Source organism: Mesorhizobium sp. B2-3-11 (assembly GCF_006442215.1).
Classification (GTDB): Bacteria; Pseudomonadota; Alphaproteobacteria; order Rhizobiales; family Rhizobiaceae; genus Mesorhizobium; species Mesorhizobium salmacidum.
The window spans coordinates 1-24382 of the sequence record NZ_VFVS01000033.1; the positions used below are offsets into that span (position 1 = coordinate 1).

Annotated in this window: 21 protein-coding genes and 2 pseudogenes; 4 read left to right on the forward strand and 19 right to left on the reverse strand. The window is 63.7% G+C overall.

Annotated elements, in window-relative coordinates; genetic code table 11:
• From FJ960_RS28530 to FJ960_RS28555, 6 genes and pseudogenes are all read right to left on the reverse strand, one after another.
• On the reverse strand, window positions 1-954 hold a 954-nt coding region (locus FJ960_RS28530; protein WP_181174350.1), incomplete at its 3' end, for an Ig-like domain-containing protein.
• Between the two features lie 422 nt (window positions 955-1376).
• Window positions 1377-1943 (reverse strand): annotated as a pseudogene (locus FJ960_RS28535) (nucleotide-binding domain containing protein); the annotation flags it as partial.
• A 52-nt stretch (window positions 1944-1995) separates the two neighbouring features.
• Window positions 1996-3258 carry a cysteine desulfurase-like protein gene (locus FJ960_RS28540; RefSeq protein WP_181174351.1) on the reverse strand — a complete coding sequence of 421 codons (1263 nt, stop codon included), beginning with the start codon at window positions 3256-3258 and terminating at the stop codon, window positions 1996-1998.
• A 135-nt stretch (window positions 3259-3393) separates the two neighbouring features.
• Complete coding sequence (locus FJ960_RS28545; protein WP_140718467.1) at window positions 3394-4068, reverse strand: amino acid ABC transporter permease; 675 nt, start codon at window positions 4066-4068, stop codon at window positions 3394-3396.
• A 164-nt stretch (window positions 4069-4232) separates the two neighbouring features.
• A complete protein-coding gene (locus tag FJ960_RS28550) occupies window positions 4233-5030 on the reverse strand; it encodes an ABC transporter substrate-binding protein (protein ID WP_140510616.1) in 798 nt (265 codons plus the stop codon).
• Window positions 5031-5448: 418 nt separating this feature from the next.
• A complete protein-coding gene (locus FJ960_RS28555; protein WP_140718468.1) occupies window positions 5449-6225 on the reverse strand; it encodes an HpcH/HpaI aldolase/citrate lyase family protein in 777 nt (258 codons plus the stop codon).
• Between the two features lie 121 nt (window positions 6226-6346).
• Between FJ960_RS28555 and FJ960_RS28560 the strand changes: the two genes are divergently transcribed.
• A complete protein-coding gene (locus tag FJ960_RS28560) occupies window positions 6347-7438 on the forward strand; it encodes an LLM class flavin-dependent oxidoreductase (protein WP_140718469.1) in 1092 nt (363 codons plus the stop codon).
• A gap of 23 nt (window positions 7439-7461) precedes the next feature.
• On the opposite strand, the gene FJ960_RS28565 is transcribed toward FJ960_RS28560, so the two are convergent.
• The 13 genes and pseudogenes from FJ960_RS28565 to FJ960_RS28625 all read right to left on the reverse strand — a co-directional run bounded on the left by FJ960_RS28565 (window position 7462) and on the right by FJ960_RS28625 (window position 21209).
• Window positions 7462-7857, reverse strand: a complete 396-nt coding sequence (locus FJ960_RS28565; protein ID WP_027142129.1) for a RidA family protein — start codon at window positions 7855-7857, stop codon at window positions 7462-7464.
• A 72-nt stretch (window positions 7858-7929) separates the two neighbouring features.
• Window positions 7930-9078 (reverse strand): acyl-CoA dehydrogenase family protein, encoded by a 1149-nt coding sequence (locus FJ960_RS28570; protein ID WP_140718470.1) that lies wholly within the window; start codon window positions 9076-9078, stop codon window positions 7930-7932.
• A gap of 120 nt (window positions 9079-9198) precedes the next feature.
• A complete protein-coding gene (locus FJ960_RS28575) occupies window positions 9199-10011 on the reverse strand; it encodes an enoyl-CoA hydratase family protein (protein WP_140510608.1) in 813 nt (270 codons plus the stop codon).
• Complete coding sequence (locus tag FJ960_RS28580) at window positions 10008-10478, reverse strand: MarR family transcriptional regulator (RefSeq protein WP_027142126.1); 471 nt, start codon at window positions 10476-10478, stop codon at window positions 10008-10010. Before FJ960_RS28580 ends, FJ960_RS28575 begins: the two co-directional genes overlap by 4 nt.
• Window positions 10472-11245, reverse strand: a complete 774-nt coding sequence (locus FJ960_RS28585; RefSeq protein ID WP_140718471.1) for an SDR family NAD(P)-dependent oxidoreductase — start codon at window positions 11243-11245, stop codon at window positions 10472-10474. The genes FJ960_RS28580 and FJ960_RS28585 overlap by 7 nt, the downstream gene beginning before the upstream one ends.
• Complete coding sequence (locus tag FJ960_RS28590; RefSeq protein ID WP_140718472.1) at window positions 11242-13536, reverse strand: bifunctional salicylyl-CoA 5-hydroxylase/oxidoreductase; 2295 nt, start codon at window positions 13534-13536, stop codon at window positions 11242-11244. Before FJ960_RS28590 ends, FJ960_RS28585 begins: the two co-directional genes overlap by 4 nt.
• A 142-nt stretch (window positions 13537-13678) precedes the next feature.
• A pseudogene (locus tag FJ960_RS28595) lies at window positions 13679-14274 on the reverse strand (VOC family protein).
• Window positions 14275-14354: 80 nt separating this feature from the next.
• Window positions 14355-15191 carry an ATP-binding cassette domain-containing protein gene (locus tag FJ960_RS28600; RefSeq protein ID WP_140718473.1) on the reverse strand — a complete coding sequence of 279 codons (837 nt, stop codon included), beginning with the start codon at window positions 15189-15191 and terminating at the stop codon, window positions 14355-14357.
• Window positions 15184-16062, reverse strand: a complete 879-nt coding sequence (locus FJ960_RS28605; RefSeq protein ID WP_140718474.1) for an ABC transporter ATP-binding protein — start codon at window positions 16060-16062, stop codon at window positions 15184-15186. Before FJ960_RS28605 ends, FJ960_RS28600 begins: the two co-directional genes overlap by 8 nt.
• Window positions 16059-16907, reverse strand: a complete 849-nt coding sequence (locus FJ960_RS28610) for an ABC transporter permease (protein WP_140718475.1) — start codon at window positions 16905-16907, stop codon at window positions 16059-16061. Before FJ960_RS28610 ends, FJ960_RS28605 begins: the two co-directional genes overlap by 4 nt.
• A complete protein-coding gene (locus tag FJ960_RS28615; RefSeq protein ID WP_140718476.1) occupies window positions 16900-17907 on the reverse strand; it encodes an ABC transporter permease in 1008 nt (335 codons plus the stop codon). Before FJ960_RS28615 ends, FJ960_RS28610 begins: the two co-directional genes overlap by 8 nt.
• Before the next feature lie 88 nt (window positions 17908-17995).
• On the reverse strand, window positions 17996-19525 hold the full coding sequence (locus FJ960_RS28620) for an ABC transporter substrate-binding protein (RefSeq protein WP_140718477.1): 1530 nt from the start codon (window positions 19523-19525) through the stop codon (window positions 17996-17998).
• A gap of 109 nt (window positions 19526-19634) precedes the next feature.
• Window positions 19635-21209: an NAD(P)/FAD-dependent oxidoreductase gene (locus FJ960_RS28625; RefSeq protein ID WP_140718478.1), complete on the reverse strand. Its 1575-nt coding sequence runs from the start codon at window positions 21207-21209 to the stop codon at window positions 19635-19637.
• A 118-nt stretch (window positions 21210-21327) separates the two neighbouring features.
• Between FJ960_RS28625 and FJ960_RS28630 the strand changes: the two genes are divergently transcribed.
• From FJ960_RS28630 to FJ960_RS28640, 3 genes are all read left to right on the forward strand, one after another.
• Window positions 21328-22119: a cyclase family protein gene (locus FJ960_RS28630; protein ID WP_140718479.1), complete on the forward strand. Its 792-nt coding sequence runs from the start codon at window positions 21328-21330 to the stop codon at window positions 22117-22119.
• A gap of 206 nt (window positions 22120-22325) precedes the next feature.
• On the forward strand, window positions 22326-23897 hold the full coding sequence (locus FJ960_RS28635; RefSeq protein ID WP_140718480.1) for an NAD(P)/FAD-dependent oxidoreductase: 1572 nt from the start codon (window positions 22326-22328) through the stop codon (window positions 23895-23897).
• Window positions 23897-24379: a MarR family transcriptional regulator gene (locus FJ960_RS28640; RefSeq protein WP_140718481.1), complete on the forward strand. Its 483-nt coding sequence runs from the start codon at window positions 23897-23899 to the stop codon at window positions 24377-24379. The genes FJ960_RS28635 and FJ960_RS28640 overlap by 1 nt, the downstream gene beginning before the upstream one ends.
• Window positions 24380-24382: the final 3 nt, after the last annotated feature.

The following is a 24382-nucleotide window of genomic DNA, read 5'->3' on the forward strand; positions in this document are numbered from 1 at the left end:
GGCAAAGCCGGTGCCGGTGTCGCGCTGCCACTGGTAGCTGATGGTGCCGAGCCCGTCTGCATCGGCCAGCGTGTTGGAAGCCGTCAGCACCTGGTCTTCCGTCGCCACGCCGGCGACCGACACCGCACCAGTCGGGGCGTGATTGCCCGCGCCGACGTTGATCGTGGCCGTTGCAAGTCCGGTGTCGGTCCCGCCATTGGCGGTCCCTCCGCCGTCCATCAGGGTGAATGTGACGGTGCGCGGGGACGCTGGGGGGCTGCCCAACGAGTTCGAATAGGAAATGTGCTCGAGAAGCACGGAGACTGAACTCGGCGTCGCGCCGCTGACCAGGCTGACGACGAGATCGGAACCGTTGCTGCCGCCGGAGACCGTTCCGACCTTGATGCCGGCGACGAACACAGAACCATTCGATATCGTCACCGACGCGTCTGTGGAGATAGTGATCTGGTCCGACACCGCCTTATTCTGGGTAATCGAGACCCGCAGCGAGCCGCCGCCGAACTTGGAGGAGTCAATGTCGGCAACCGTTGCAGAAGGGGCGATCCGCGCGGCCGAGCCGCCTGGCGAATAGGAAAGGGTTGTGGAAGTCCCACCAGCAGCGCCATTGAGATCTAAAACCGGTGCGTCATTTACCGCCGCTACGTTGATCGTGACAGACGCCGAACTTGAGGAAATACCGCCTTTGTTATCGACGACATTGTAGTTGAAAGAGGCAGCACCGTTGAAATTCAATCCGGGCAAAAAATAAAACGTCTTGCTCGCGTAAACCGTGTTGATGGCTGCGAGGGTCGTGTATGCGGCATCGAGGTAGAGTGTGCCGTTCGACGGCAATGAACTTACGGAATATCCCGTGACCGACCCGTCCGGGTCCGACCCGCTCAACACGATCGTGGAAAGGTGATCCTCCAAACCATTAACGGTGATTTTGTCGGCCTTCGGTAATTTGTTCGCCATAACACACCCCTGGTGATAGCCGTGGGGCTTACCCGGCGCTGCCGCTAGCTCGGAGTTTGCGTGTACGAAGGGAATTCATGGTTCAGGCCATGGCGATGCGTTCACGCAGTTGGGCGGCGCAAACCACCCAAGCATTCACGTCTCCGGAGCTACCGTGTTTGAGTAGCGTCCCCTGTTTTTTATTCATATTAGCAATATCTGATTTATCGCGTTGAGTCCAATATTCAGTTCAGAAATCTACCCCGAGCCGAAACGTTAATATTATCTTGTACTTGCTTGGGTGTTTACGGCGGAGTGCCCTTGCTCGAAAAACCGGACGTGAGTTCGCGCTTGGGAGGAGGAGGAGGAGGAGGCGATGATTGACTCCAGAACTGAGTACGGCACACATTCTATTCGCCGCACGAGAGCATCGATCGCCATGGTCAACTGTGAAGGCCGTCACGGATGGACGAGAAATAGCGGTCGGTTCCTACCTGCCCGCCCTTCAACGCGATCTCCAGTCCGTCGATCGCATCGATGCTGGAATGGGCTACGCAAAGCGGGGAACCGGGCGAGGCGGGCAGGGGCATCCTGACGGTCAGCGCGTCTACACCCATCTGTCCCAGCGCATGGCTTGATGTGTCACCGCCTGCGATGATCACGCGCCGCAAGCTCTGCTCCTCCGTCAATTGGCGCAGCAGCGCACCAAGGCCGCGGCCAAGCTTGTGGCGGGCACCATCCTCCCGGTCGATTTCGGCGCCCCTGTCGGCGGTGGGACCAAGTGCCGTATAGAGGATGACGCTGCGCCCGGCTTGCAGACTGGCGCGGCCCTTTGCCGCCGCACGCGCAATCGCCTGCACCGACCCCTGCGAAACCAATTCGACAGGGTCGACCTCAATGCCGTCGAAACCGTCGGACAGGGCATGCCGGATCTGTCGTTCGGTGGTCGGCGAGCAACTGCCCGACACGACGGCCACCCGGTCGACGGCACCCGGCGGCGCAAAGCGTGGCCCAGCGTTGGCGATGCCCCTCGACGTGGCGCGTTCCTTGACAGGGCGCCAATCACGACAGCTTGGCGATGATGCCTCGCAAAGCCTCGCCGAACTTGTGCACCTCCTCGACCGTATTGTAGTGCACCAGCGAGGCGCGGATGGCGCCGCTGTCCATGCTGAGGTTAAGCCGCTTCATCAGCCGTGGTGCGTACATGTGGCCATCGCGGATGCCGATCTGCATCTCGGCCATTTCCTCGACTATCCGCTGTGGCGACAGCTTGCCGATGTTGAAGCAGAAGGTCGGCACGCGCTCATGGATGCGGGCTTCGTCGGCGACGCCGTAGATGGTCGCGCCGCAACCCTTCAGCACGCCCATCATCTCGCTCGCCAGCACCAGCTCATAGTCGCGGATGGCGCCCATGCCGGCGACGATGTTCTCGCGCCGCGAGCGGTTGTTGGAGGGCGCGAGATTGCGGCCGATCAGTTCCAGATACTGTACGGCGGCATCCATGCCCGACACGTTCTCATAGATGAAGGTGCCGGCCTCAACCTTGTAGGGCGGCTCGTCCGGAATGAAATCCTCGCGGAAGGTCGGCAAGCGTTTCAGCGTTTCGAAGCGGCCCCACAGGAAGCCCATATGCGGCGAAAAGTTCTTGTAGCCGGAGCAGACGAGATAGTCGCAGTCCCAGGCTTGCACGTCGATCAGTCCGTGCGGTCCGTAATGCACGCAGTCGAGAAACACTTCGCCGCCGGCGGCATGCGCGACTTTCGCGACGGATGCGACGTCCACGATCGAACCGATCGAGTGTGCGGTGACCGTGCAGGCGACAAGACGGGTGCGGTCGGAGACCAGCGGACGCAAATCGTCGACATGCAGATTTCCGTCCTCGCGCATGCGCCACCACTTGAACTTGGCGCCCGCGGATTCCAGCGCCAGCCAGGTGGCGATGTTGGCATCATGGTCCATGTCGGTGATGACGATCTCATCGCGCTCTTGCAGCATCTGGCCGATGCCGAGGCTGACCAGACGGATGAAGGAGGTGGCGTTCATGCCGAAGCAGATTTCCGCCGGGCTGTAGGCATTGATCAGCAAGGCGACGCTTGTCCGAGCGTCGGCGACCGACTGGTCGACGGTGACGCTGCGGCCATAGCGGCCGCCGCGCTGGACATTGTGCGAGACCAGGTGGTTGGTCACCGCGTCGAGCACGCTCTGCGGGATCTGCGCGCCGGCGGCATTGTCCATGAAAATGAAATCGCCGGCCCGCTGCAGGGCAGGAAACATGGCGCGGATGGTGTCGACGGGGAAGCCGCCGGTGGCCTGGGGATTGCTCAAGAATATCTCCTGCGAAGTGCTTGTGGTGAGTGGCTAGAGCAATTCCAGGAAAAGTGCGTAGCGGTTTTCCGTCCGGAATTGCGTGAAAACAAAGAGTTGGAGCGGTTCGGGGATTCCAACAAACACTGAACCGCTCTAGCGGGCTTTCTCGTCCTTGAAGCGGACTTCAAGGAGGCTGACGAGACGAACCATCGGCCAAAGGAAGATGAGGTAGACAAGGGCCGCGCCGATCAGCGGCGAGGGATTGGCGTAGAGCGACTGTGCGTTGGTCGCTTCCTTCAGCAGTTCCGGCAGGGCCACCGTGGATGCCAGCGAAGTGTCCTTGAACATCGAGACGCAGTTGCTGGTCATCGGCGGGATGACGACGCGCACCGCCTGCGGCAGCACCACCTTGCGCAAGGTCAAAAGGAACGGCAGGCCAAGCGCCTGCGACGCCTCGAACTGACCGCGCGGAATGCTCTCTATGCCGGACCGGAACACTTCGGCCGAATAGGCCGACATGATGATGGCGAACGCGGTCACCGCCGACGCCCAGGACGACAGGCGAATGCCGAGGAAAGGCAGCGCATAGTAGATCAGGATCAGCACGACGAGAACCGGCAAGGCGCGAAAGACGTCGGTGTAGCCGACCGCCAGCCAGCGCAGCGGTTTCGGCGCATAGAGCCGCAAAAGGCTGATCACCAGGCCGATGGGAATGCCGATGCCGATGCTGAGCAGGCCGAGCAGCAGCGTGTTCAGGAAGCCGCGCAGCAGCGCCGGCAGGCTCGACGCGATGACGTCGGCGTTGAAGAAAGTGTCGATCAGCGACATCAGGGCATTCCCGAACGGTGTTGCGTCATCTGACGCCAGGGCCCGCCCCGGAATATCAAGATCGGCTTTGCCGAACGGATGCTGGTCCCGGGAAGGCTATGCGTGAAAACGGGACGTGCCGACCCCTTTGTAGCCGGCACGCCTTTCGTCCTGTCGGCCGGCGCTCAGGCCTTGGGCAGCGGCATTTCCTTGACGGTCGAGGAATCGGCGGGGGCGTCGCTGCCAAACCACTTCTTGTGGATCGCGGCCAGCGTGCCGTCCTTCTTCATCGCCGTCAGCGCGTCGTTGAGCTTGCCGAGCAACGGATGATCCTTGGTCATCATCAGGCCGTACTGCTCGCCGGTCTTGATGCGCTGCTTGACCTTCAGGTCCTTCATCTTGGTGAAGGAATATTCCATGCCGGGAATGTCGCTGACGGCGGCGTCGACACGGCCGGCGCTGAGGTCGAGCAGCAGGTTCTGCTGCGTGTCATAGCCCTTCACATCGCTGAAGCCGTCGGCTTCCTGATGCGCCTTGACCCAGGTCTCGCCGGTCGAGCCCGAGAGCACGCCGACGATCTTGCCCTTGAGGTCCGCCTCGGTGTTGACCGCGCTGTCGGTCTTGGTGGCGATACCCATGTCGGAATCATAGTAGGGCTGGGTGAACGACTGCGACTTCAGCCGCTCCGGCGTGATCGTGATCGAGGAGATGGCGACGTCGATGCGCTTGGAGGTGGTCGCGGCGAACAGCGCCTGGAAGCCGAGATCGGCGATGTCGGTGGTCATGCCGACGCGCTTGGCCGCCTCGTTGACGATGTCGACCTCAAAACCCTCGAACGTGCCGCTCTCGTTCTTGTATTCGAAGGGCGGGTTGGTCGGGTAGGCGCCGACATTGAGCACATCGGCGGCATAGGCGGTTGCCGGTCCGGCGGCGATGCCGATTGCCGCGGCGAAAAGGATGAGATTGCGACGGTTGAGCTTCATTGGTGGTCCCTCTGGGGTGTTCCCTCTGGTTGTTGATCGGGCGGGCTGCCCCGCACGGTTTGTTGCCGTCCCGCCTCCCAGCGGGGCGTCAATTCATGGTGGCGACCATGCGCTCGAGCGCGGACGCGATCTGGTCGCGATCGCATGCGTGTTCACGCGCGCGGCAAGGTTGGCGATGGTTTCGGTGTGCGGGTTCCTGGGCGCACGCATCGCAAGCGTAGCGCGCGCTGGACGATGACTGGGGCAGCACAAACGACAAGGACTGAAACCCTCCTACCCGGAGCAGAATGACGAATTGCCCGGAAACCCTCCAGCCCTACGGCCGCCATTGATCTTGAATGCTTATCCAAAGTGCCGCGCTTTTCAAGGCAAAAGTTTTAAGCTTAAAAAAGTTGCTCGGCTGCTGCTCGGCCAGGCGCTAGCGCGGGTCTTCCCGCGCCAGTTCGGCCCGGGCGGCGGCATGATTGGCCGCGGCGCCCGCACCGAGAAACATCGTGTCGCTGGCCAGCACGAAAAAGCTGGCGCCGACGGCTGCCCATTGGCCGACGGTCTGTGGGCTGGCGCAAAATATGCCGGAGGTCTTGTCATGCGCGATCGTCACGCCAATGATCCTGCGGATCGCATCCGCGAGCTTCTCGGCGCCCTTCGGTCCGATTGCATCGATCGACACGGAGAGATCGCCGGGTCCGACGAAGACCACGTCGACGCCCTCCACCGCGGCGATCGCGTCGATGTTGGCCAACCCTTCGACCGTTTCGACCTGGATCGCGACGACGGCCCGCTCATTGGCGCCAGCCAGGTATTCGGGAATGCGATAACCATAGCCGGCCGCGCGGCCGGGTCCGACACCGCGCTCGCCTCGTGGCGGATAGCGCGACGCTTTCACCGCCATTGCCGCCTGTGCCGGTGTCGAGACGCGTGGCACCAGCACACCTTGCGCGCCGCTGTCCAATGCCGCCTGGATGGCTTCGGGCGCATGGCCGGGAACGCGCACCATCGCCGGCACGCGATGCACATCGGCGGCACGCACCATGCTCTCGATCATGTCGCGCGAGATTTGGGCATGCTCCCAGTCAATGCAGAGGAAGTCGAGGCCGGACAACGCCATCACCTCGACTGCGACGGGGTGAGGAATGGCGGCGAAGGAGCCGACGAGACTGCTCTTGCCGATGCATTTCTGGCGGAACTCGCTCATGCCTATCCCTTTTCTCATCCCGCCAAATTCATATCGGCAAACCAGTGCCAGGCGAAGCTATTTCATGCTTGAAATATTTTCGCGGAGCCGTAGCGTGCGATCTTCGCCGGGAGGTCGCGACATGAACAAAGCACATCCGTTGCACGGCTCCAACAAACTGAAGCTTGGCGTCTTCTCGACCAACGCCGATGGCGGCCTTGCCATATCGGACGTGCCGGAACGCTGGACGGCTAGCTGGCAGGACAATCTGACCGCAGCACAGATCGCCGACCGCGCCGGGCTGGAGTTCCTGCTGCCGATCGCCCGCTGGCGCGGCTTTGGCGGCCGCAACAAGGTGCGCGAGCGGTCGTTCGAGACCTTCACCTGGGCGGCGGCGCTCAGCATGGCCACCGACCGCATCGGCCTGTTCATGACCGTGCATGTGCCGCTGGTGCACCCGCTCTATGCCGCCAAGGCGCTGGCGACGGTCGACCACATCAGCCAGGGCCGTGCCGGCCTCAACATCGTCTGCGGCTGGAACCCGAAGGAATTCGGCATGTTCGGCACGCCGCTGGTCGAGAAGGGTTACGACCAGGCGGCCGAATGGATCGAGATTCTGGAGAAGCTCTACGCATCGGCGGAGCCGCTCGATTATGAAGGGTCCTATTATCACCTCAAGGAGGCGGTCAGCCGGCCGGCCAGCCTGCAGGTTCCGCGCCCGGTGACCATGAACGCCGCTTTCGGCGGCCCGGGCCGCGATTTCGCCGCCGCCAGATGCGATTATCTGTTCACGACCTTTTCCGAGATGGGCGATGCCGGCAAGCATGTCGCCGACATCGGCGAACGGGCCGACAAGGTTGGCCGGGAGGTCGGCGTCTACACCGTGGCCCATGTCGTCTGCCGCCCGACCATGGAAGAGGCGCAGGCCTACTACACACGCTATGCAGTCGATCTGGCTGACCACGAGGCGGTCGATGCGCATATGGCCGGCAAGAAGGAATTCTCGCAATCGCACGACCCGCATGCCTATGAGCGCTATCGCCAGCGTTTCGCCGGCGGCGCCGGCACCTATCCGCTGGTTGGAACGCCGCAGACGATTGCCGCCGAGATGGCCGCCATTGCCGCGCACGGCTATCAGGGCATTGCGCTATCCTTCGTCAACTACACCAGGGAATTGCCCTATTTTTGCGACCACGTGCTGCCGTTGCTGAGGCAGGCTGGGCTTCGCGAATAAAATATTCCGGAGAGACGAATTCTTTATTCCGGAACGACGGCGGTCGCCTGGATCTCCACCTTGGCGCGGTCCTCCACCAGCGCCACCACCTGCATGGCGGCCATCGCCGGAAAATGCCGGCCGATCACCTCGCGATAAGCCTCGCCGATCCCCTTGAGGTTACCGAGATATTCGGCCTTGTCGGTGAAATACCAGGTCATCGAGGTGATGTGCCGTGGCTCCGCGCCGGCCTCGGCCAGCACCGCGACGATGTTCTGGAGCGTCTGCCGCACCTGGCCGGCGAAATCGTCGGTCTCGAACTGGCATTGCCCGTTCCAGCCGACCTGTCCGCCGACGAAGACGAGCCTGCCGCGCGCCGCCACGCCGTTGGCGTAGCCGACCGGTTTTGCCCAGCCTTCCGGCTGCAGGATCTCGTGCATGTCGTCTCTCCGCCTGTCCAATATCGGGTCCGCAATATCCGCGTCTCAAAACAATCCATCAACGCGACCTGTTCAGGCCGCGCCCATCACTTGCCGCGCGATCACCACCTTCTGCACGTCCGATGCGCCCTCATAGATGCGCAGCGCGCGGATTTCGCGGTACAGGCTCTCGACGATGTGGCCTTTGCGGACACCGTCGCCGCCATGCAGTTGCACCGCTTTGTCGATCACCTCCTGCGCCTTGTCGGTGGCGAACAGCTTGGCCATCGCCGCCTCGCGCGTCACCCGCGCCGCACCCATGTCCTTGGTCCAGGCGGCGCGATAGACCAGAAGGGCCGCCGCATCGACGTCGAGCGCCATGTCGGCGATATGGCCCTGCACCATCTGCAACTCGGCCATCGGTGCGCCAAACAATTTGCGCTCGGCCACGCGCTTGATGCTTTCATCGAGCGCGCGGCGGGCAAAGCCGAGCGCTGCCGCGCCGACCGTCGAGCGGAACACGTCGAGCACCGACATGGCGATGCGGAAGCCGTCGCCCGGCTTGCCGATCAGCGCCGAGGCAGGCAGCCGGACCTGGTCGAACGAAAGCCGCGCCAGCGGATGCGGCGCGATCACTTCCAGCCGTTCGGCAATACCGAGGCCCATGGCGTCGCCCGGCACCAGGAAGGCGGAAAGCCCCTTGGCACCCGGTGCCTCTCCGGTGCGGGCAAAGACGACATAGAGGTCGGCGATGCCGCCATTGGAGATCCAGGTCTTCTCGCCGGTGAGAACGTAGCTGTCGCCGTCGCGTGTCGCCGTCATTTCGGTGTTGGCGACATCCGAGCCGGAGCGCGGCTCCGACAGCGCGAAGGCGGAGATCGCCTTGCCGGCGCGGGTCTTCGAAAGCCATTGCTGCTGGTCCGGCGTCCCGAACAGGCTGAGTGCACCGGTGCCCAGCCCCTGCATGGCAAAGGCGAAGTCGGCCAACCCATCGTGGCGAGCCAGCGTCTCGCGCGTGATGCACAAGGTGCGTACGTCGAGCGGTCCAGGATTGTCGGTATCGAGCGCCGTCGGCTTCAGCCAGCCATCCTTGCCGAGCTTCGCCACCAGCTCGCGGCAGGCGGCGTCGACGTCATGATGATCGACGGGAAGGTTTTTGGCGCACCAGGCGTCGAGTTGTTCGGCCAGTTGGCGATGGCGGCCTTCGAAGAAGGGCCAGTTGAGGAAAGAGCGGTCAGGCATTTGTGCCTCCGCTGTTCTGCAAGCTAGGTGCTCTACGGTGCCCCCCTCTGTCCTGCCGGACTGTCCGGCAGGACAGAGGGGGGCGCTGTCCCGCCAACGTCTCCAACAATCCACCCATCCTCAATTCCCCTCGAACACCGGCTTTTCCTTGGCCACGAAAGCCAGGTACGCCCGTTCGAAATCGCGCGTCTGCATGCAGATCGCCTGCGCCTGCGCTTCCGCCTCGATCGCCTGGTCGAGGCCCATCGACCATTCCTGGTTGAGCTGCGTCTTGGTGATGCCGTGGGCGAAGGTCGGGCCGGAGACGATGCGGGCCGCCATCTCCAGCGCGTCGGCCTCCAGAGCCGCGGCATCGACCAGCCTGTTGTAGAACCCCCAGCGCTCGCCTTCCGTAGCCGTCATGGTTCGGCCGGTGTAAAGCAGTTCGGCGGCGCGGCCCTGGCCGATGATGCGCGGCAGGATCGCGCAGGCGCCCATGTCGCAGCCGGCAAGGCCGACACGTGTGAACAGGAAGGCGGTCTTGGCTTCCGGCGTGGCGATGCGGATGTCGGCGCTCATGGCGATGATGGCGCCGGCGCCGACCGCCACGCCGTCGACAGCCGCGATGATCGGCTTGCCGCAGTTGAGCATTGCCTTGACGAAATCGCCGGTCATGCGGGTAAAGGCCAAGAGCTGCTTCATGTCCATCTTGACCAGCGGACCGATGATGTCGTGGACATCGCCGCCGGAGCAGAAATTGCCGCCATTGGAGAGGAACACCACGGCGTCGACGTCCTCGGCATAGACGAGATCGCGGAACGTGTCGCGCAGCTCGGCATAGCTATCGAAGGTCAGCGGGTTCTTGCGCTCCGGCCGGTCGAGCCGGACCCTGGCGATCCGGCCCTCGACTTCCCACAGGAAATGCTTCGGCTTGAGGCCGGCCATTGCAGTCATTCGCGTCCCTCCCAGTTGCTGCGGAACGAGGTCAGCATGCCGGTCAGCCGGTGCGCATCCTCCTCGCTGACCTTGCCCAGCAATTCGCCGATCCAGCCCTCATGCGCCGCGGCGATGGTGGCAAAGGACTTTGTGCCTTCCTCGGTCAACCGCACCATCGAGGTACGGCGGTCGCCATTGCGGCGGGCCCGGGCGACAAGTCCTTCCGACACCAGCCGGTCGACAATGCCGGTGACATTGCCGTTGGACACCAGCAGGAAGCGCGACAGGTCGCTCATCAGCATGCCTTCCGGCGCCCGGTAAAGCGCTGCCATCACGTCGAAACGCGGCAGTGTCGTGTCGAATTCCTTCTTCAGGCGCTCGCGCAATTCGGCCTCAATCGTGCGCGAAGCCCGCAGCAGCCTTATCCAAAGACGCAACCGGTCCTTGCCGGGACCCGATGGCACGGGCAGGGGGCCGGCTACCATGTTTCACCTCCCGAGATCGAAATCGCCTGTCCGGTGATCGACGCCGCCGCGTCGCCGCACAACCACAGCACTGCTTCGGCAATCTCTTGCGGCTGGATGAAGCGGCCTTGCGGGTTGGTCGAGACGAGGCTGGCTCGCCCCTCGCCAGCCGAGCGGCCGGTCTTTTCGATGATGCGCTGGATGGACTCCTCCAACATGTCGGTCTCGACGAAGCCCGGACACACCGCATTGACGGCGACGCCGGATTTCGCCGTCTCGGCGGCCAGCGCCCGCATCAGCCCGACGACGCCATGTTTGGCCGCCACATAAGGCGCGACATAGGAGTAGCCTTTCAATCCAGCGGTCGAGGCGATGAAGACGATGCGACCTGTCTTGCGCGCGGCCATGCCGGCCAGCGCCGGCCTCACCGTCAGGAACGCCCCGGTCAGATTGACGTCGAGCGTTCGCTGCCAGTCGGCCAGGGCGATCTTGTGCGCCGGCGTGCTGCCGGCCATGCCGGCATTGGCAACGACGATGTCGAACGGTCCGCGCGCGGCCTCCGCCATCTCGTAAAGCGCCGCCATCGCCGCCTCACTGGTGACATCTGCGACGATGCCATGGATGCGGCCGTTTTCGCCGGCAACCTTGGTGAGCTCAGCTTCGCGGCGCCCACAAATGGTCACGTCGATACCAGCCGCGGCCAAAGTGAGCGCGATGGCTCGGCCGACGCCGGATCCGCCGCCGGTGACCAGCGCGTGCTTGCCGGGAATCGTTGTCGCGGCCGTCATACTTTCAGCCCCGCAGCGGCGTCACGCTCGGCCAGCCGGTAGAGCTGATCGCGCCCGGGCAGATAGGGATCCGGCCATTTGACGCCACGGTCGCCGAGCGTCACCGCCGCATGCAGCATCCAGTAGGGATCGGCGAGATGCGGCCGTGCCAGCGCCACCAGATCAGCGCGGCCGGCCATCAGGATCGAATTGACATGGTCGGGCTCGTAGATGTTGCCGACCGCCATCGTCGCCATGCCGACTTCGTTGCGGATACGGTCGGAAAACGGCGTCTGGAACATGCGTCCATAGACCGGCTTGGCGGCAACCGACGTCTGGCCGGCCGAGACGTCGCATATATCGACGCCGGCCTCATGCAGCATCCGCGCGATCTCGACGGCGTCTGCCGGCGTCACGCCTTCGATGCCGACCCAGTCATTGGCCGAAATGCGCATCGAGATCGGTTTTTCCGCCGGCCAGGCGGCGCGCACCGCGTGGAAGATTTCCAGGGGATAGCGCATGCGGTTCTCCAGTGAGCCGCCATAGGCGTCAGTGCGCTGGTTGGTGACCGGCGTAATGAACGACGACAGGAGATAGCCATGCGCGGCGTGGATCTCGAGCATGTCGAAGCCGCAGCGATCGGCCATTTCGGCCGAGGCCACGAATTGATCGCGCACCAAATCCATGTCGGCGCGGTCCATCGCCTTCGGCACCTGATTCTCAGGCGACCACGCAACGGCCGATGCCGCCATGATAGGCCAGTTGCCCGAGGCCAGCGGCACGTCGGTGCCTTCCCAGCCGACACGGGTCGAACCCTTGGCGCCGGAATGGCCGATCTGGGCGCATATTCTCGCTTCGGTTTCGGTATGGACGAAGTCGACCAGTCGCCTCCACGCCACCTCATGTTCGGGCGCATAGAAGCCAGGACAGCCGGGCGTGATGCGTCCTTCCGGGCTGACACAGGTCATCTCGATATAGACGAGTCCCGCACCGCCCTTGGCGCGTTCGGCATAGTGGGTGAAATGCCAGTCGGTCGGGCGGCCGTCGACGGCCTTGTACTGCGCCATCGGCGAGACGACGACGCGGTTGTTGAGGACCATGTCGCGCAGCTTGAAGGGCGCGAACATCGGCGCCCGGCGCAGCCTGTTGCCGCCGGCACCGGCCTGCCGCTGGAACCATTCTTCCGCGCCGCCTAGCCACTCGGCATCGCGCAACCGCAGATTCTCGTGGCTGATGCGTTGCGAACGGGTCAAAAGCGAATAGTTGAACTGCACCGGATCGAGGCCGAGATAGCGCTCGACCTCTTCGAACCATTCCAGAGAATTGCGCGCCGCCGACTGCAGCTTCAGCACTTCGGTGCGGCGGGCGTCCTCATATTTGCGGAAGGCGGCCTCGAGGTCCGGCTCGGTCTCGACATAGTCGGCCAGCGCCACCGCACTCTCCAAGGCGAGTTTGGTGCCGGAGCCGATCGAGAAATGCGCCGAGGCCGCGGCGTCGCCCATCAGCGCCAGATTCTTGTAGGACCAGCGCTCGCAAAGCACGCGCGGGAAATTGATCCAGGCCGAGCCCCTGATGTGGTTGGCGTTGGTCATCAGCGCGTGCCCGCCAAGATGTTTGGCAAAGATGCGCTCGCACACCGCGATGGACTCCTGCTGCGACATCGCGCCGAAGCCGAAGGCGGCCCAGGTCTGCTCGCTGCACTCGACGATGAAGGTCGCGGTATCGCTGTCGAACTGGTAGGCGTGCGCCCACACCCAGCCATGCTCGGTCTTCTCGAAGATGAAGGTGAAGGCGTCGTCGAATTTCTGGTTGGTGCCGAGCCAGACGAACTTGCATTTGCGCGTGTCGATGTCGGGCTTGAAGATATCGATGAAGCTGTTGCGCGCCCTGGAGTTCAACCCGTCGGCGGCGACGACCAGGTCATGCGTCTCCATATAGGGTTTTGGGTCGGCGATGTCGGTTTCGAACATCAGCTTGACGCCGAGTTCGCGGGCGCGGCGCTGCAGCAGGATCAACAGCCGCTTGCGGCCGATGCCGCAGAAGCCGTGGCCCGACGAGACCGTGCGCACGCCGTCATGAATGACGGCGATGTCATCCCAATAGGCAAAATGCTTCTTGATCCAGACGGCGCTGACAGGATCGTTCTTGGCAAGATTATCGAGCGTCTCGGCCGACAGCACGACGCCCCAGCCGAACGTGTCGTCGGCCCGATTGCGCTCGAAAACCGTCACGTCGTGCGCGGCGTCCCTCAGCTTCATCGAAATGGCAAAGTAGAGGCCGGCCGGTCCGCCGCCGAGAACCGCAACCTTCATACGTGCGATCTCCTCTTCGCTTGCTGTGCCTCAGTATCGCGCCGGAGGTAAGATATTTCAAGCTTAAAGTTTTTATGTCGAAATGATTATGCGGCCTGGGTGGCGCGCTTGCCGTGACGTCCTGCAAGCGCGCCGCGAGAGATCATTTCTCCGGATTCTTCGGACTCCACAGCACGGTCTCAGCCGTCTTCTCATAAGCCATGTCAGAGGATAAGTGACCGCTTCCAATTGCAGGCCCAAGGTGCCTGGAAATAGAGGATGGTCTGGCCAGCGGCGGGCCCTTCCTTGCCCGGCAGCGGCCCCATCCTTGTCTTGACGCCCTTGCCATCGAGATAGGCTTTGGCGGCGGCGACATCATCGACATAGAAAGCAATGTGGAAGCCGCCAATGTCGCTGTTCTTCGGTGTCAGGTCCTTCTGGTCGGGCGCGGTGTATTTGAACAGCTCGATGTTTGATCCATAGCCGCAGCGGACCATGTGACCTGCTCTATGACAGCTTTCGGATCAACGCCGAGCAGGTCTTGCATGAAGGTGCCCTTGTTGTCGGCGAACGGTCCGAACGACATCGCCTTCTTGCAGCCGACGACCTCGGTGAAGAAGTCGACCGCCTGCTTCATGTCGGGAACCGTGGCGCCGGTATGGTCGTGGCCGCGCATGCCAGGGATCGAATCGCCGAGACCATGCCGGCAGTGCCCGAGATAGCAGCAGCAAGCGTTGCAATTGCGATTGTGGTCTTCATGTCAGTCCTCCTCCATTTGGCGGGATTTGATCCTTTTCCAGTCGCACGTCCGAGGCCCGCTTCTCGGCATGCGTTCGCCTTCATGTCGGCGCCTTGCCTGTGGAAGGGATGTCCAGCCAGCCCGCATCGATTTCCGGCAGCGGAATGGCTGCGATGAGATCGCGCGTGTAGGCCTGCCGCGGCTTGTCGAACAAGGCGTCGGTGGCGCTCGCCTCGACGATGCTGCCCTCGCGCATGACGATCACCTGTTGGCAAAGCCGCCGGATTACCGACAGATCGTGGCTGATGAAGGCGACCGTCAGGCCCATCTCCGCGGCAAGCTTCTCCAGCAAGGTGAGGATCTGGGCCTGCGTCGAGACGTCGAGCCCGGAGACGATCTCGTCGGCGAGCACGAATTTCGGCGACAGCGCCAGCGCGCGCGCAATGCCGACGCGCTGGCGCTGGCCGCCTGACAGTTCGTGGCGATAGCGGCTGGCGAAGCTTTGCGGCAGGCCGACGCGTTGCAGTGCCTCCGCGACGCGCGCTTTCAGATTGTCGCCAAGCCCGTTCTGACGGAGCGGTGCGGCGATGATGCTGGCGATGGTGCGGCGCGGGTTGAGCGACGACATCGGATCCTGGAAGATCATCTGCAGGTCGCGGCGCAGTGGCCGCAGTGCCGCTTCCGGCAGATGGGTGATGTCACGGCCCTCGAAAAGGATGCTGCCGGCGCTCGGTTCCAGCAGCCGCACCAGCGCGCGGCCGAGCGTCGATTTGCCGGACCCGGATTCGCCGACTATGCCGGTCACCGAGCCGCTGGGCAGGTCGAAATCCAGGCCTTTCAGAATCTCGGCCAAAGGTGCGCGGCCGATCAGCGGCTTGCGCGTCATGTCGGGCAGCGCGACCTTCAGCCCGCGCACGGAAAACAGCGGCTCAGCCATGCGGGCGCCTCCAGGCCTGATCGGCGGAAGCGATTTCGGCGGCGAGACCGGCCAGCACCGTCTCGTCCACGGGTTTCAGTGAAGCGAAGGGATCGGTGTAGCGCGGCGTCGCGGCCATCAGCGCGCGCGTGTAGGGATGCCGAGGTGCCGCGAAGAGATCAGTGGTTTCGGCTTCCTCCACCACCTTGCCGCCATAAAGAACCGACACTTTCTGGCTGATCTTGGCGACGACGCCGAGATCATGGGTGACGAACAGGATCGCGGTGCCGTGCTCGCGCTGCAACGCGACGATCAGCCGAAGGATCTGCTTCTGCACGGTGACGTCGAGCGCCGTGGTCGGCTCGTCGGCGACGATCAGCCGTGGCTCGGCGGCGAAGGCGGCGGCAATCAGCACACGTTGACGCATGCCGCCGGAGAGTTCATGCGGATAAGTCTTCAGCACGCGGTCGGGGTCGCGGATCTGCACCTCGTCCAGCAATTGCCGGATACGCCGATCGGCCTTGTCGCCGCTCCAGCCGAGGATGCGCACCAGCCGGTCGGTCATCTGCGGGCCGATGCGGCGCGAGGGGTTGAGCGCGGTCAGCGGATCCTGCGGGATCAGCGCCGTGCGCGCGCCGATCAGCGTGCGCCGCGCCTTGGGCTGGAGTTTGCCGAGGTCATCGCCCTCGAGCCGCATATCGCCTTCGACGATGCGCACGCTCGATGGCAAGACGCCGAGCACCGCCTTGCCGATCATCGTTTTGCCGGCGCCGCTTTCGCCGACGAGCGCGCGCACCTCGCCGGGTTGCACGGAAAGCGAAACAGAACGCAGCACGCGCTGGCCGTTGGCCAGCACGGCGCTCAGATTGGCGATATCGAGACAGGCGCTCATCGCAGCACCGGATCGAAACGGGTCTTCAGAGCTTCGCCAAACTGGCTGAAGGACAACACGGTGAGGATCAGCGTGATCAGCGGGAAAACCAGCACCCACCATGCCTGATGGATCGAGAGACGGCCCTCGGCGATGATGCCGCCCCAGGTCGGATCGTCGGTCGAGATCGACAGATTGACGAAGGACAGGATCGCCTCGACGATGACGGCGATACCCATTTCAAGCGACAGCAGCGCCACGATCGACGGCACCACATTGGGCAACACCTCGCGCAGCATGATGCCGATGCGGCCGTAGCCGGCGATGCGGGCATTCTCGACATAGTCCATGCGCGACTGGCCCATGGCTTCGGCGCGGATCACGCGGCAGAAGCGCGTCCAGTCGATGATCGCGATGGCGAGAATGACGGAGCTTAAGCCGGTGCCGAGCACGGCAACCAGCAGAATGGCGAACAGCACCGGCGGGAAGGCCATCCAGACGTCGACGATGCGCGAGATGATACGATCCGCCCAGCCGCCGAAATAGCCAGCGATCAGCCCAAGCATTGAGCCGACGACGCAGGCGGCGATGGCTGCCGCGAAAGCAACGATGAAGGCGATGCGGCCACCAAAAATCAGGCGCGAGAGCAGGTCGCGGCCGAGGCTGTCGGTGCCGAGCCAATAGCCGGGCTCGGCACCATCGAGCCAGAACGGCGGCAACCGCTCCAGCATCAGGTCCTGCGCCAGCGGATCCTGCGGCGCGATCAGCGGGGCGAAGACCGCTGCCAGCAGCGCCAGCAGCAGCCAGCCTCCCGCCAGCCATAGCTTTACGCCTGCGCCATGTCGCGAGATGCGTGCCTCATCCATGGCGCAGCCTCGGATTGAGCAGCGCATACATCATGTCGACGGCAAGGTTGATCAGCACGAACAGCAGCGCGAAGACCAGCACGATGCCCTGGATCAGCGGCAGGTCGCGGTTGATGACGGCATCGATGGCCATGTTGCCGAGCCCCTCATAGGAGAACAGCCGTTCGACGATGATGGTGCCGCCGATGAGGAAGGTGAATTGCACACCGACCAGGGTCAGCGTCGGCAGGGCGGCGTTCTTCAGCGCCTCGCGCAGGATGACCTGCGTTTCCGAAAACCCTTTGACCCGCGCCAGCACCACATAGTCGAGGTCGAGCACTTCCTTCAGCGACTGTTTCAACAGCTGCGAGATGATTGCCGCCAGCGGCAGCGCCAGGGCAATCGCCGGCATCAGCATGTGCTTCAAGAGATCCCAGGTGAGGTCGAAGCGCAGCCGCAGCAGGCTCTCGAACAAATAGAACTGGGAGACGAAGGGCAGGTCGAGTTGCGGCGACACGCGGCCCGAAATGTCGAAGATCGGCACCAGCACGCCGAACAGCAAGATCAGCACCAGGCCCCAGAGGAAATCGGGAATGGAAAGCGCTGCACCGCTGGCGATGTCGATGCCGGCTTCGACCGCCCTACCGCGTTCGCGGGCGCCGAGTATCGCCGTCGTGCCGCCGATCGCCACCGCCATGACAAGCGCGACGATGGCAAGCTCAAGCGTCGCCGGCAGCCGGTTGAAGACGAGGCCGAGCACATCTTGCCGCAGCGAGATCGAGGTGCCGAAATCGCCCCTGGCGACACCGGACAGCCAGATGAAGAATTGTTGCACGATCGTCTTGTCGAGCCCGTACAGCGCCCGCAGCCGGGCGATGTCGTCATTGGTGGCGCCGGGCGGTAGCATCATGGCAATCGGATCGCCGGGTGCCACGCGGATGACCACGAATACGACGACGGCCACGCCGAACAGCGTGATCAGCATCGTCAGCAGACGGATCAGGAATCGTTGCAGGAGCATGTAAATCTTTGCAGGAGCCCGCGGGCTCATATGCCTGTAGAAATGCGCACCGCCGCTATGGACGGCGCGCGGTAAGCCCAGGCTGATATCAGGCCGGCGTCATCAGCGCCGGCAGCAGCGCGCCTGAAATATGCTGCACCACGTTGACGCCCTTGGCATGCACGATCGGCTGCGCGTACTGCATCAGCGGCAGCACATAAGCCTGCTCGGCGATGTATTTGTCGACCGCCTTCCACCCGGCGATGCGCTTGGCTTCGTCCTTCTCTCCCCACAGCGGGTTGATCATGTCGATCAGGTCCTGGCTGTCCCAGACCGAATGCGGGCTCGGTCCATACATGGCAAAGCCGGTCGAGGTGGTCGGATCGCCGATGGCGTTGCCCCAGTTGTAGAAGGCCGCGGGCGCGAGCTTGTCGGCGGCGCGCAGCTCGTAATGCTTGGCGATCTCGTAGACCTCGATCGTCGCCTCGATGCCGACTTTGCGCCACATGCCGACGATCGCCTGGATCATCTCATAATCCTTGGGCTTGAAGCCCTTGGTCGTCTGGATGGTGAACTTGACCGGCTTTTCCGGCGAATAGCCTGAGGCGGCCAGCAGTTCCTTGGCCTTTTCCGGATTGTGCTCCACCTTGATCGAGGCATCGAAGGCCGCGTATTCCGGCGTTTCCAGCGTAGCGATCGGCTGGCCATAGCCGCGCAGCAACCGCTTGACCAGAAGCTCCTTGTCCACCGCCATGACGGCTGCCTGGCGCACGTTCTTGTCGAGCATGGCTTCGATGTCGTTGAAGAAGATCATGCCGATATCGGAAACATTCTTGATCGAGCCGGCGAGCCCCTCCTTGGCGATCAGCCGGTCATACTCCTCGTAGGGGATTTCGAGCGTCACCTGCGAGGAGCCGGATTCAATCTCTGCCACGCGGCTCGCCGCATCGGTGACGAACTTGATCGTCACATTCTCGAAGGCCGGCTTGCCGCCCCAGTAGTTGGGATTGGCTTTCAACCGCAGGAAGGCGTTGCGCTCGAATTTTTCGACCATGTAGGGGCCGGTACCGATCGGCGCCTTCTCGAAACCTTCGGCGCCGACCTTCTCGAAATAGGCCTTCGGCATGATGTAGCCGGTCAGGAACGACATCCATTTGAAATAGACCGGGTCGAACTGGACGACGTCGCCTGATATCTTGTTGCCGTCGATCTTGAAATTGCTGACGTTCTTCCAGACGAACTGGATCGGGTTCCCGGTCTTCTCGTCGCCCGCCCGCTGCAGCGACCAGACCACGTCTTCCGGTGTGAACGGCGAGCCGTCATGCCATTTCACGCCTTCGCGCACTGTCATCATGATCTTGGTGCGGTCCTCGTTCCAGCCCCATTCCGTCAAAAGGCCAGGCGCGAAGGATAGGTCAGGCTTCTGCGGGATGAACTGGTCGAACACCGACTGGTAGAGGCCCTGGATGGTCGGGTTGACGGCCGACGGTCCGGTGGTCGGATCCCAGGACGGCAGGTTGACGTTGTAGGCGATGGTCAGTTCGCCGGCGGCAGCCCGGGCGATCTTCGGCAGGCCGACGGCGGCCACGCCAAGTGCCGCGGCACTGTATCCCAGCAATTCGCGTCTGTTGATTGTCATGGTCGTTCCCCTTGTTGGTTATTGTCGTTGCGCAGCTTCGTCCGGTCATTGGTTCGGCTTCGTCGGCAGCAGCGCCTTGCCTCTCGTCGCCTTCATGAAATCGTCTGGCCTACCTCCCGCCAAGCTGTTGCGCGAGCATGAAGCCCGAGGCGGCACCCGTGCCGGCACCGGGCCATGTCGCGGCGCCGGTGAGATGCAGATTGGTCACCGGCGTGTTCCAGCCGGCATGGCCGCGCGCCGGACGGAACAGGAAATTCTGCGCCAGATGGTGGCTGCCGCAGAGCTGGTCTCCACCGACGAGGTTCGGGTTCTCGCGCTCGAGATCGATGGGCGAAAACACCGCGCGATCGAGGATTTTTGCGCGCAGGCCGGGCGCGTAGGTTTCGATGATGTCGAGCACGCGGTCAGCGTAGGCCTCCTTGACCTCGTCCCAATGTGCCGGCGCGATCTTGGCCGAGGCGTCGCCCGCGATTTCGGCGGGCAGCATGCGCACCTGCACCCACAGAACATGTTTGCCTTCAGGTGCCCGGGAAGGGTCGACCGCCGTCGGCTGGCCGACGACCAGCACCGGTTCGTCAGGCAACATGCCTGCCACCGCCTGTTGATAGGTGCGCGACATCTGGTCGAGCGACGGCGCCAGATGCACATAGGCGAACTGGCGCAACTCTGCCCCGGCGCGCCAGTCCGGCAGATCGTCCAGCGCCAGGTGGATCATCATCGTGCCCGGCGCATGCCGAAACTTCTGCATCGCCATGTCGAAGCCGGTGTCGCCGGAACCGCCGGGCAGCAGCTTGCCGGACAGCGCCTTGGGCGCCACGCCTGCAATCACCGCCCTGGTGGCCGTATGCGTCTCGCCGGAAGCAAGCCGCACACCTGTCGCCTTGCCGCCGGAGACCGTGATCTCGGCCACCTCGGCGCTGGCAATGATCCTGCCGCCGGCGGATGTCACCATGCCGGCCAGCGCCCGGATGATCGTATCGGCGCCGCCCTTGCCCAGCACCATGCCAAAACTCTGGTTGGCCATCGATTCCAGATAGGGAAACACGGCACCGCCGGCGATGTCGGGCGCGAAGTCGAGATGCATGCCCCAGGTGGCGAGCGTCGCCCTGATGTGTGGAGACTCGAAATTTTCCTCCAGCCAGGCACGCGGCGAAGACAACAGCAGCCGGCCGGTGTCGAGCGCGCCCGAAACACCCTTCTTGCGCCACAGGTTCCATGCGGTGCCCGCAAGCGCCCGGGCGCTCATTGGCGATCCCAGCAGCTTGAACAAATGCTCGGCTTCGGCCGGGAAGGCGGCAACCAGCCTGCGCCATGTCGCGGCATCGGCGGCCGAAAAGGCAGCCATGCGGCCGGCGGTCTTTTCCAGATCGTTGCTGACGCCGAACCAGCGCCCATCCGGAAAGGTGCTGGCGAAACAGTCGGCGACCGGGGCGAATTCCAGCCCCTGCGCTTTCAATTCATTTGCATATTTCCGGTGGAACGCCGAGCCGGCGAACAGGCTCAGATTCATCGCGCCGAAATCGTGGCGGAAGCCTGGGAGGGTGAACTCGCGAGTCTGGACGGCGCCGCCGATTGTTGCGCCGCGTTCGAAAACCCCGGTTTTCCAGCCCTTGAGCGCCAGATGCGCGGCGCATGCCAGAGTGTTATGGCCCGCCCCGACAAAGATGGCGTCGAACTCGCTCACGCCCCGTTCCCATTTCCTTTATGCTTAAAGATAATTGCAGATGCATATGTTTTCGTCTAGTAGGATATTAAGGGCCGAGACGAGCCTTGATCATGTCAGCCAAGAGGGAACAGAGACCATGGACAGCCAAAAACTCCTCGGCGAAGTCGCCGCCCAGCTTCTTTCCGGCGCCATCAAGGTGGTCGACCTGACGGCGCCGCTCGGGCCGGACACACCGCTGATTAAGCTGCCGCCGGAACTTGCCGTCGACACGCCGAAGGTCGAGATTCATTCGATCTCCCGCTATGACAAGAACGGTCCATGGTGGGCGTGGAACTGGCTGAAGCTTGGCGAGCATTCCGGCACGCATTTCGACGCCCCGCAGCATTGGATCTCCGGCAAGGATTATCCGGACGGCGCCACCGACACCATTCCGGCGCAGAATTTCATCGGTCCGGTCAATGTCATCGACTGTTCGAAGGAGGCCGCCGCCGACCACGATTTCCTGCTCACCGTCGACCACATCAAGGCCTGGGAAGCCAGGCATGGCGCGATCAACGCCGGCGAGTGGGTGGTGATGCGCACCGACTGGTACAAGCGCAACGGCTCGGAAGCCGAATTCCTCAATGCCAACGAAACCGGCCCGCACACGCCCGGCCCGACGGCGGAAGCCATCCAGTTCCTGATCAGCAAGGACATCAAGGGCTGGGGCTCGGAGACCATCGGCACCGATGCCGGCAAGGCCGGCGGCATGGAGCCGCCATTCCCGGCGCATACGCTGATGCACAAGGCCAACCGCTACGGCCTCGCCAGCCTCTGCAATCTCGACCAACTGCCGCCGAAAGGCGCGATCCTGGTCGCGGCCCCGCTCAAGATCGAGCACGGCACCGGCAGCCCGATCCGCGCACTGGCGCTGGTGGCGGGCAAATAGGGCGAGGGCGGTCTTCGGGAGAAGATCATGGTTGCAGGTGATGGTGTAGTGACAAAGGGAACAAAGGGAGAGCGCCGGCCGCGTGGCGCTGGCGCTCTACGGCGCCCCCCTCTGTCCTGCCGGACAGTCCGGCAGGACAGAGGGGGGCGCGAAGGAAAGCAACCTCGCGCACTTGAACTCCGCCTCCCGGCGGGGAGCGACCTTCAATGAATGCCCCCGATCACATCGTCGTCGGCAGCGGCATCAATGCGCTGGTCTGCGCGGCGATGCTCGGCGGCAAGGGCGCCAAGGTGCTCGTGCTGGAGCGCAACGACCGCATCGGCGGCTGCATGCGCACCGAGGAGATCACCGCGCCCGGCTTCATTCACGACGTGATGGCGACGACTTTTGTTCTGTTAATCACCTCTCCGGCATTCGCGGCACTGGGCGCCGATCTCGCCCGGCACGGGCTGGAGTTCTGCCATACCGGCACGCCGACCGGAGTGCTGCGGCCGGATGGTAGCCACGCGGTGCTCACCACCGACCGTGCCGCCAACATCGCCGCGCTTAACAGGATCGCTGCTGGCGACGGCGACCGCCACGCGGAAGATGTCGGCGGCATCGAGCGCAATGCCGGCCTGCTGTTCGGCCTACTCGGCGGCGCGCTCTGGTCCTATCCGACCGCGAAGCTGCTGGCCGGAGACGCCTGGCGGCGTGGTCCCCGCGGGCTTGCCGCCTTTCTCGGCGACGCGCTGGTGCCGGCGCGTAGCTGGCTGGAAAGTACTTATCAGTCGGAGATAGTCCGTGCGCTCTGGGCGCCGTGGGTGCTGCATGCCGGGCTTGGTCCCGAAGACGCCTTTTCCAGCCAGATCGCCAAGGTGATCGCCTTCGCGCTGGAGGCGGCCGGCGCGCCGATCGTCAAGGGCGGGGCGCAGAACCTGCTGTCGGCTTTCGAGGCGCTCATCAAGGAACGCGGCGGCGTCATTTCCACCGAAGCGGACGTTGCCTCCATCCTCATGGCCGGAGGTCGCGCCACGGGTGTGCGGCTGGCCTCGGGCGAAATGGTTCACGCCACCAAGAGCGTCATCTGCTCGGTCACGCCGACGCAGCTTTACGGTCGCCTGCTCGGCAAGGACGCTCCGAAGGGCGACGTCGAAGCGACGCGGAAGTACCGCTATGGAAAAGGCAATTTCCAGATCCACTACGCCCTCGACAAGCCGCCGTCCTGGCGCGGCGAGGGCCTCGACAAGGTGGCGCTGCTGCATCTGACGCCTGGACTGGACGGCGTGTCGAAGGCTTGCAACGAGGCGGCGTGCGGCATGCTGCCCGAAGTGCCGACCATCTGTGTCGGCCAGCCGCATGCGCTCGACCCGTCGCGCTGCCCGCAAGGCAAGGCGATCCTGTGGCTGCAACTGCCCGAGGCGCCGCGCCACATCAAGGGCGACGCCGCCGGCAAGCTGCAGGCACCGGCTGACGGGCAATGGACCGAGGCGCTGCGCGAGGCCTATGCCGATCGCGTCGAAGCGATCCTCGCCAGCCATATCGACGGCTTCAAGGACAGCATCATCGCGCGCCGCGCCTATTCGCCGGCCGATCTCGAAACGATGAACATCAACCTGGTCGGCGGCGACCCTTATGGCGGCTCCTCTGCTATCGACCAGTCGTTCCTGTGGCGGCCGTTCAAGACCAGCCGCAACCACCAGACCGGCATCAAGAACCTCTACCATATCGGGGCCTCGACCCATCCCGGTGCCGGTCTCGGCGGCGGCTCCGGTTTCCTGCTGGCGGGGAAGCTGTGATGGAACAGAAGGTCGCCGAAAAACGCCAGCGCATTTCGACCCTCGGCCAGATCGGCCTGCAGCAATTCGCGCCCTATCTGATGAACCGCATCATGGGCCGCTACAACGCCACCCTGCGTGATGATTTCCGCAAGCAGGGCCTGACGATTTCGCAGGTGCGCACGCTCGCCGTGCTGTCGGTCGCCGACGGCGTCACCGTCAACGACCTCTCGGTCTATACTGTCATCGAGCAGTCGACCTTGAGCCGCACGCTGGACACGCTGGAGGGGCAAGGGTTCGTGCGGCGCGAGCAGGGCGTCACCGACAGCCGCATCCGCCACGTGTTCCTGACCGACGAGGGCCGAGCCGAGTTCACCCGCGCCTGGCCGGCCATGCATGACGCCTTCGAGGCCACGTTCGACGATATCGACGACGCCGAATATGCAGCACTTATCGCCACGCTTTTGAAGATGCTGAAGAACATTCGCAAGCACGACATCTAGATG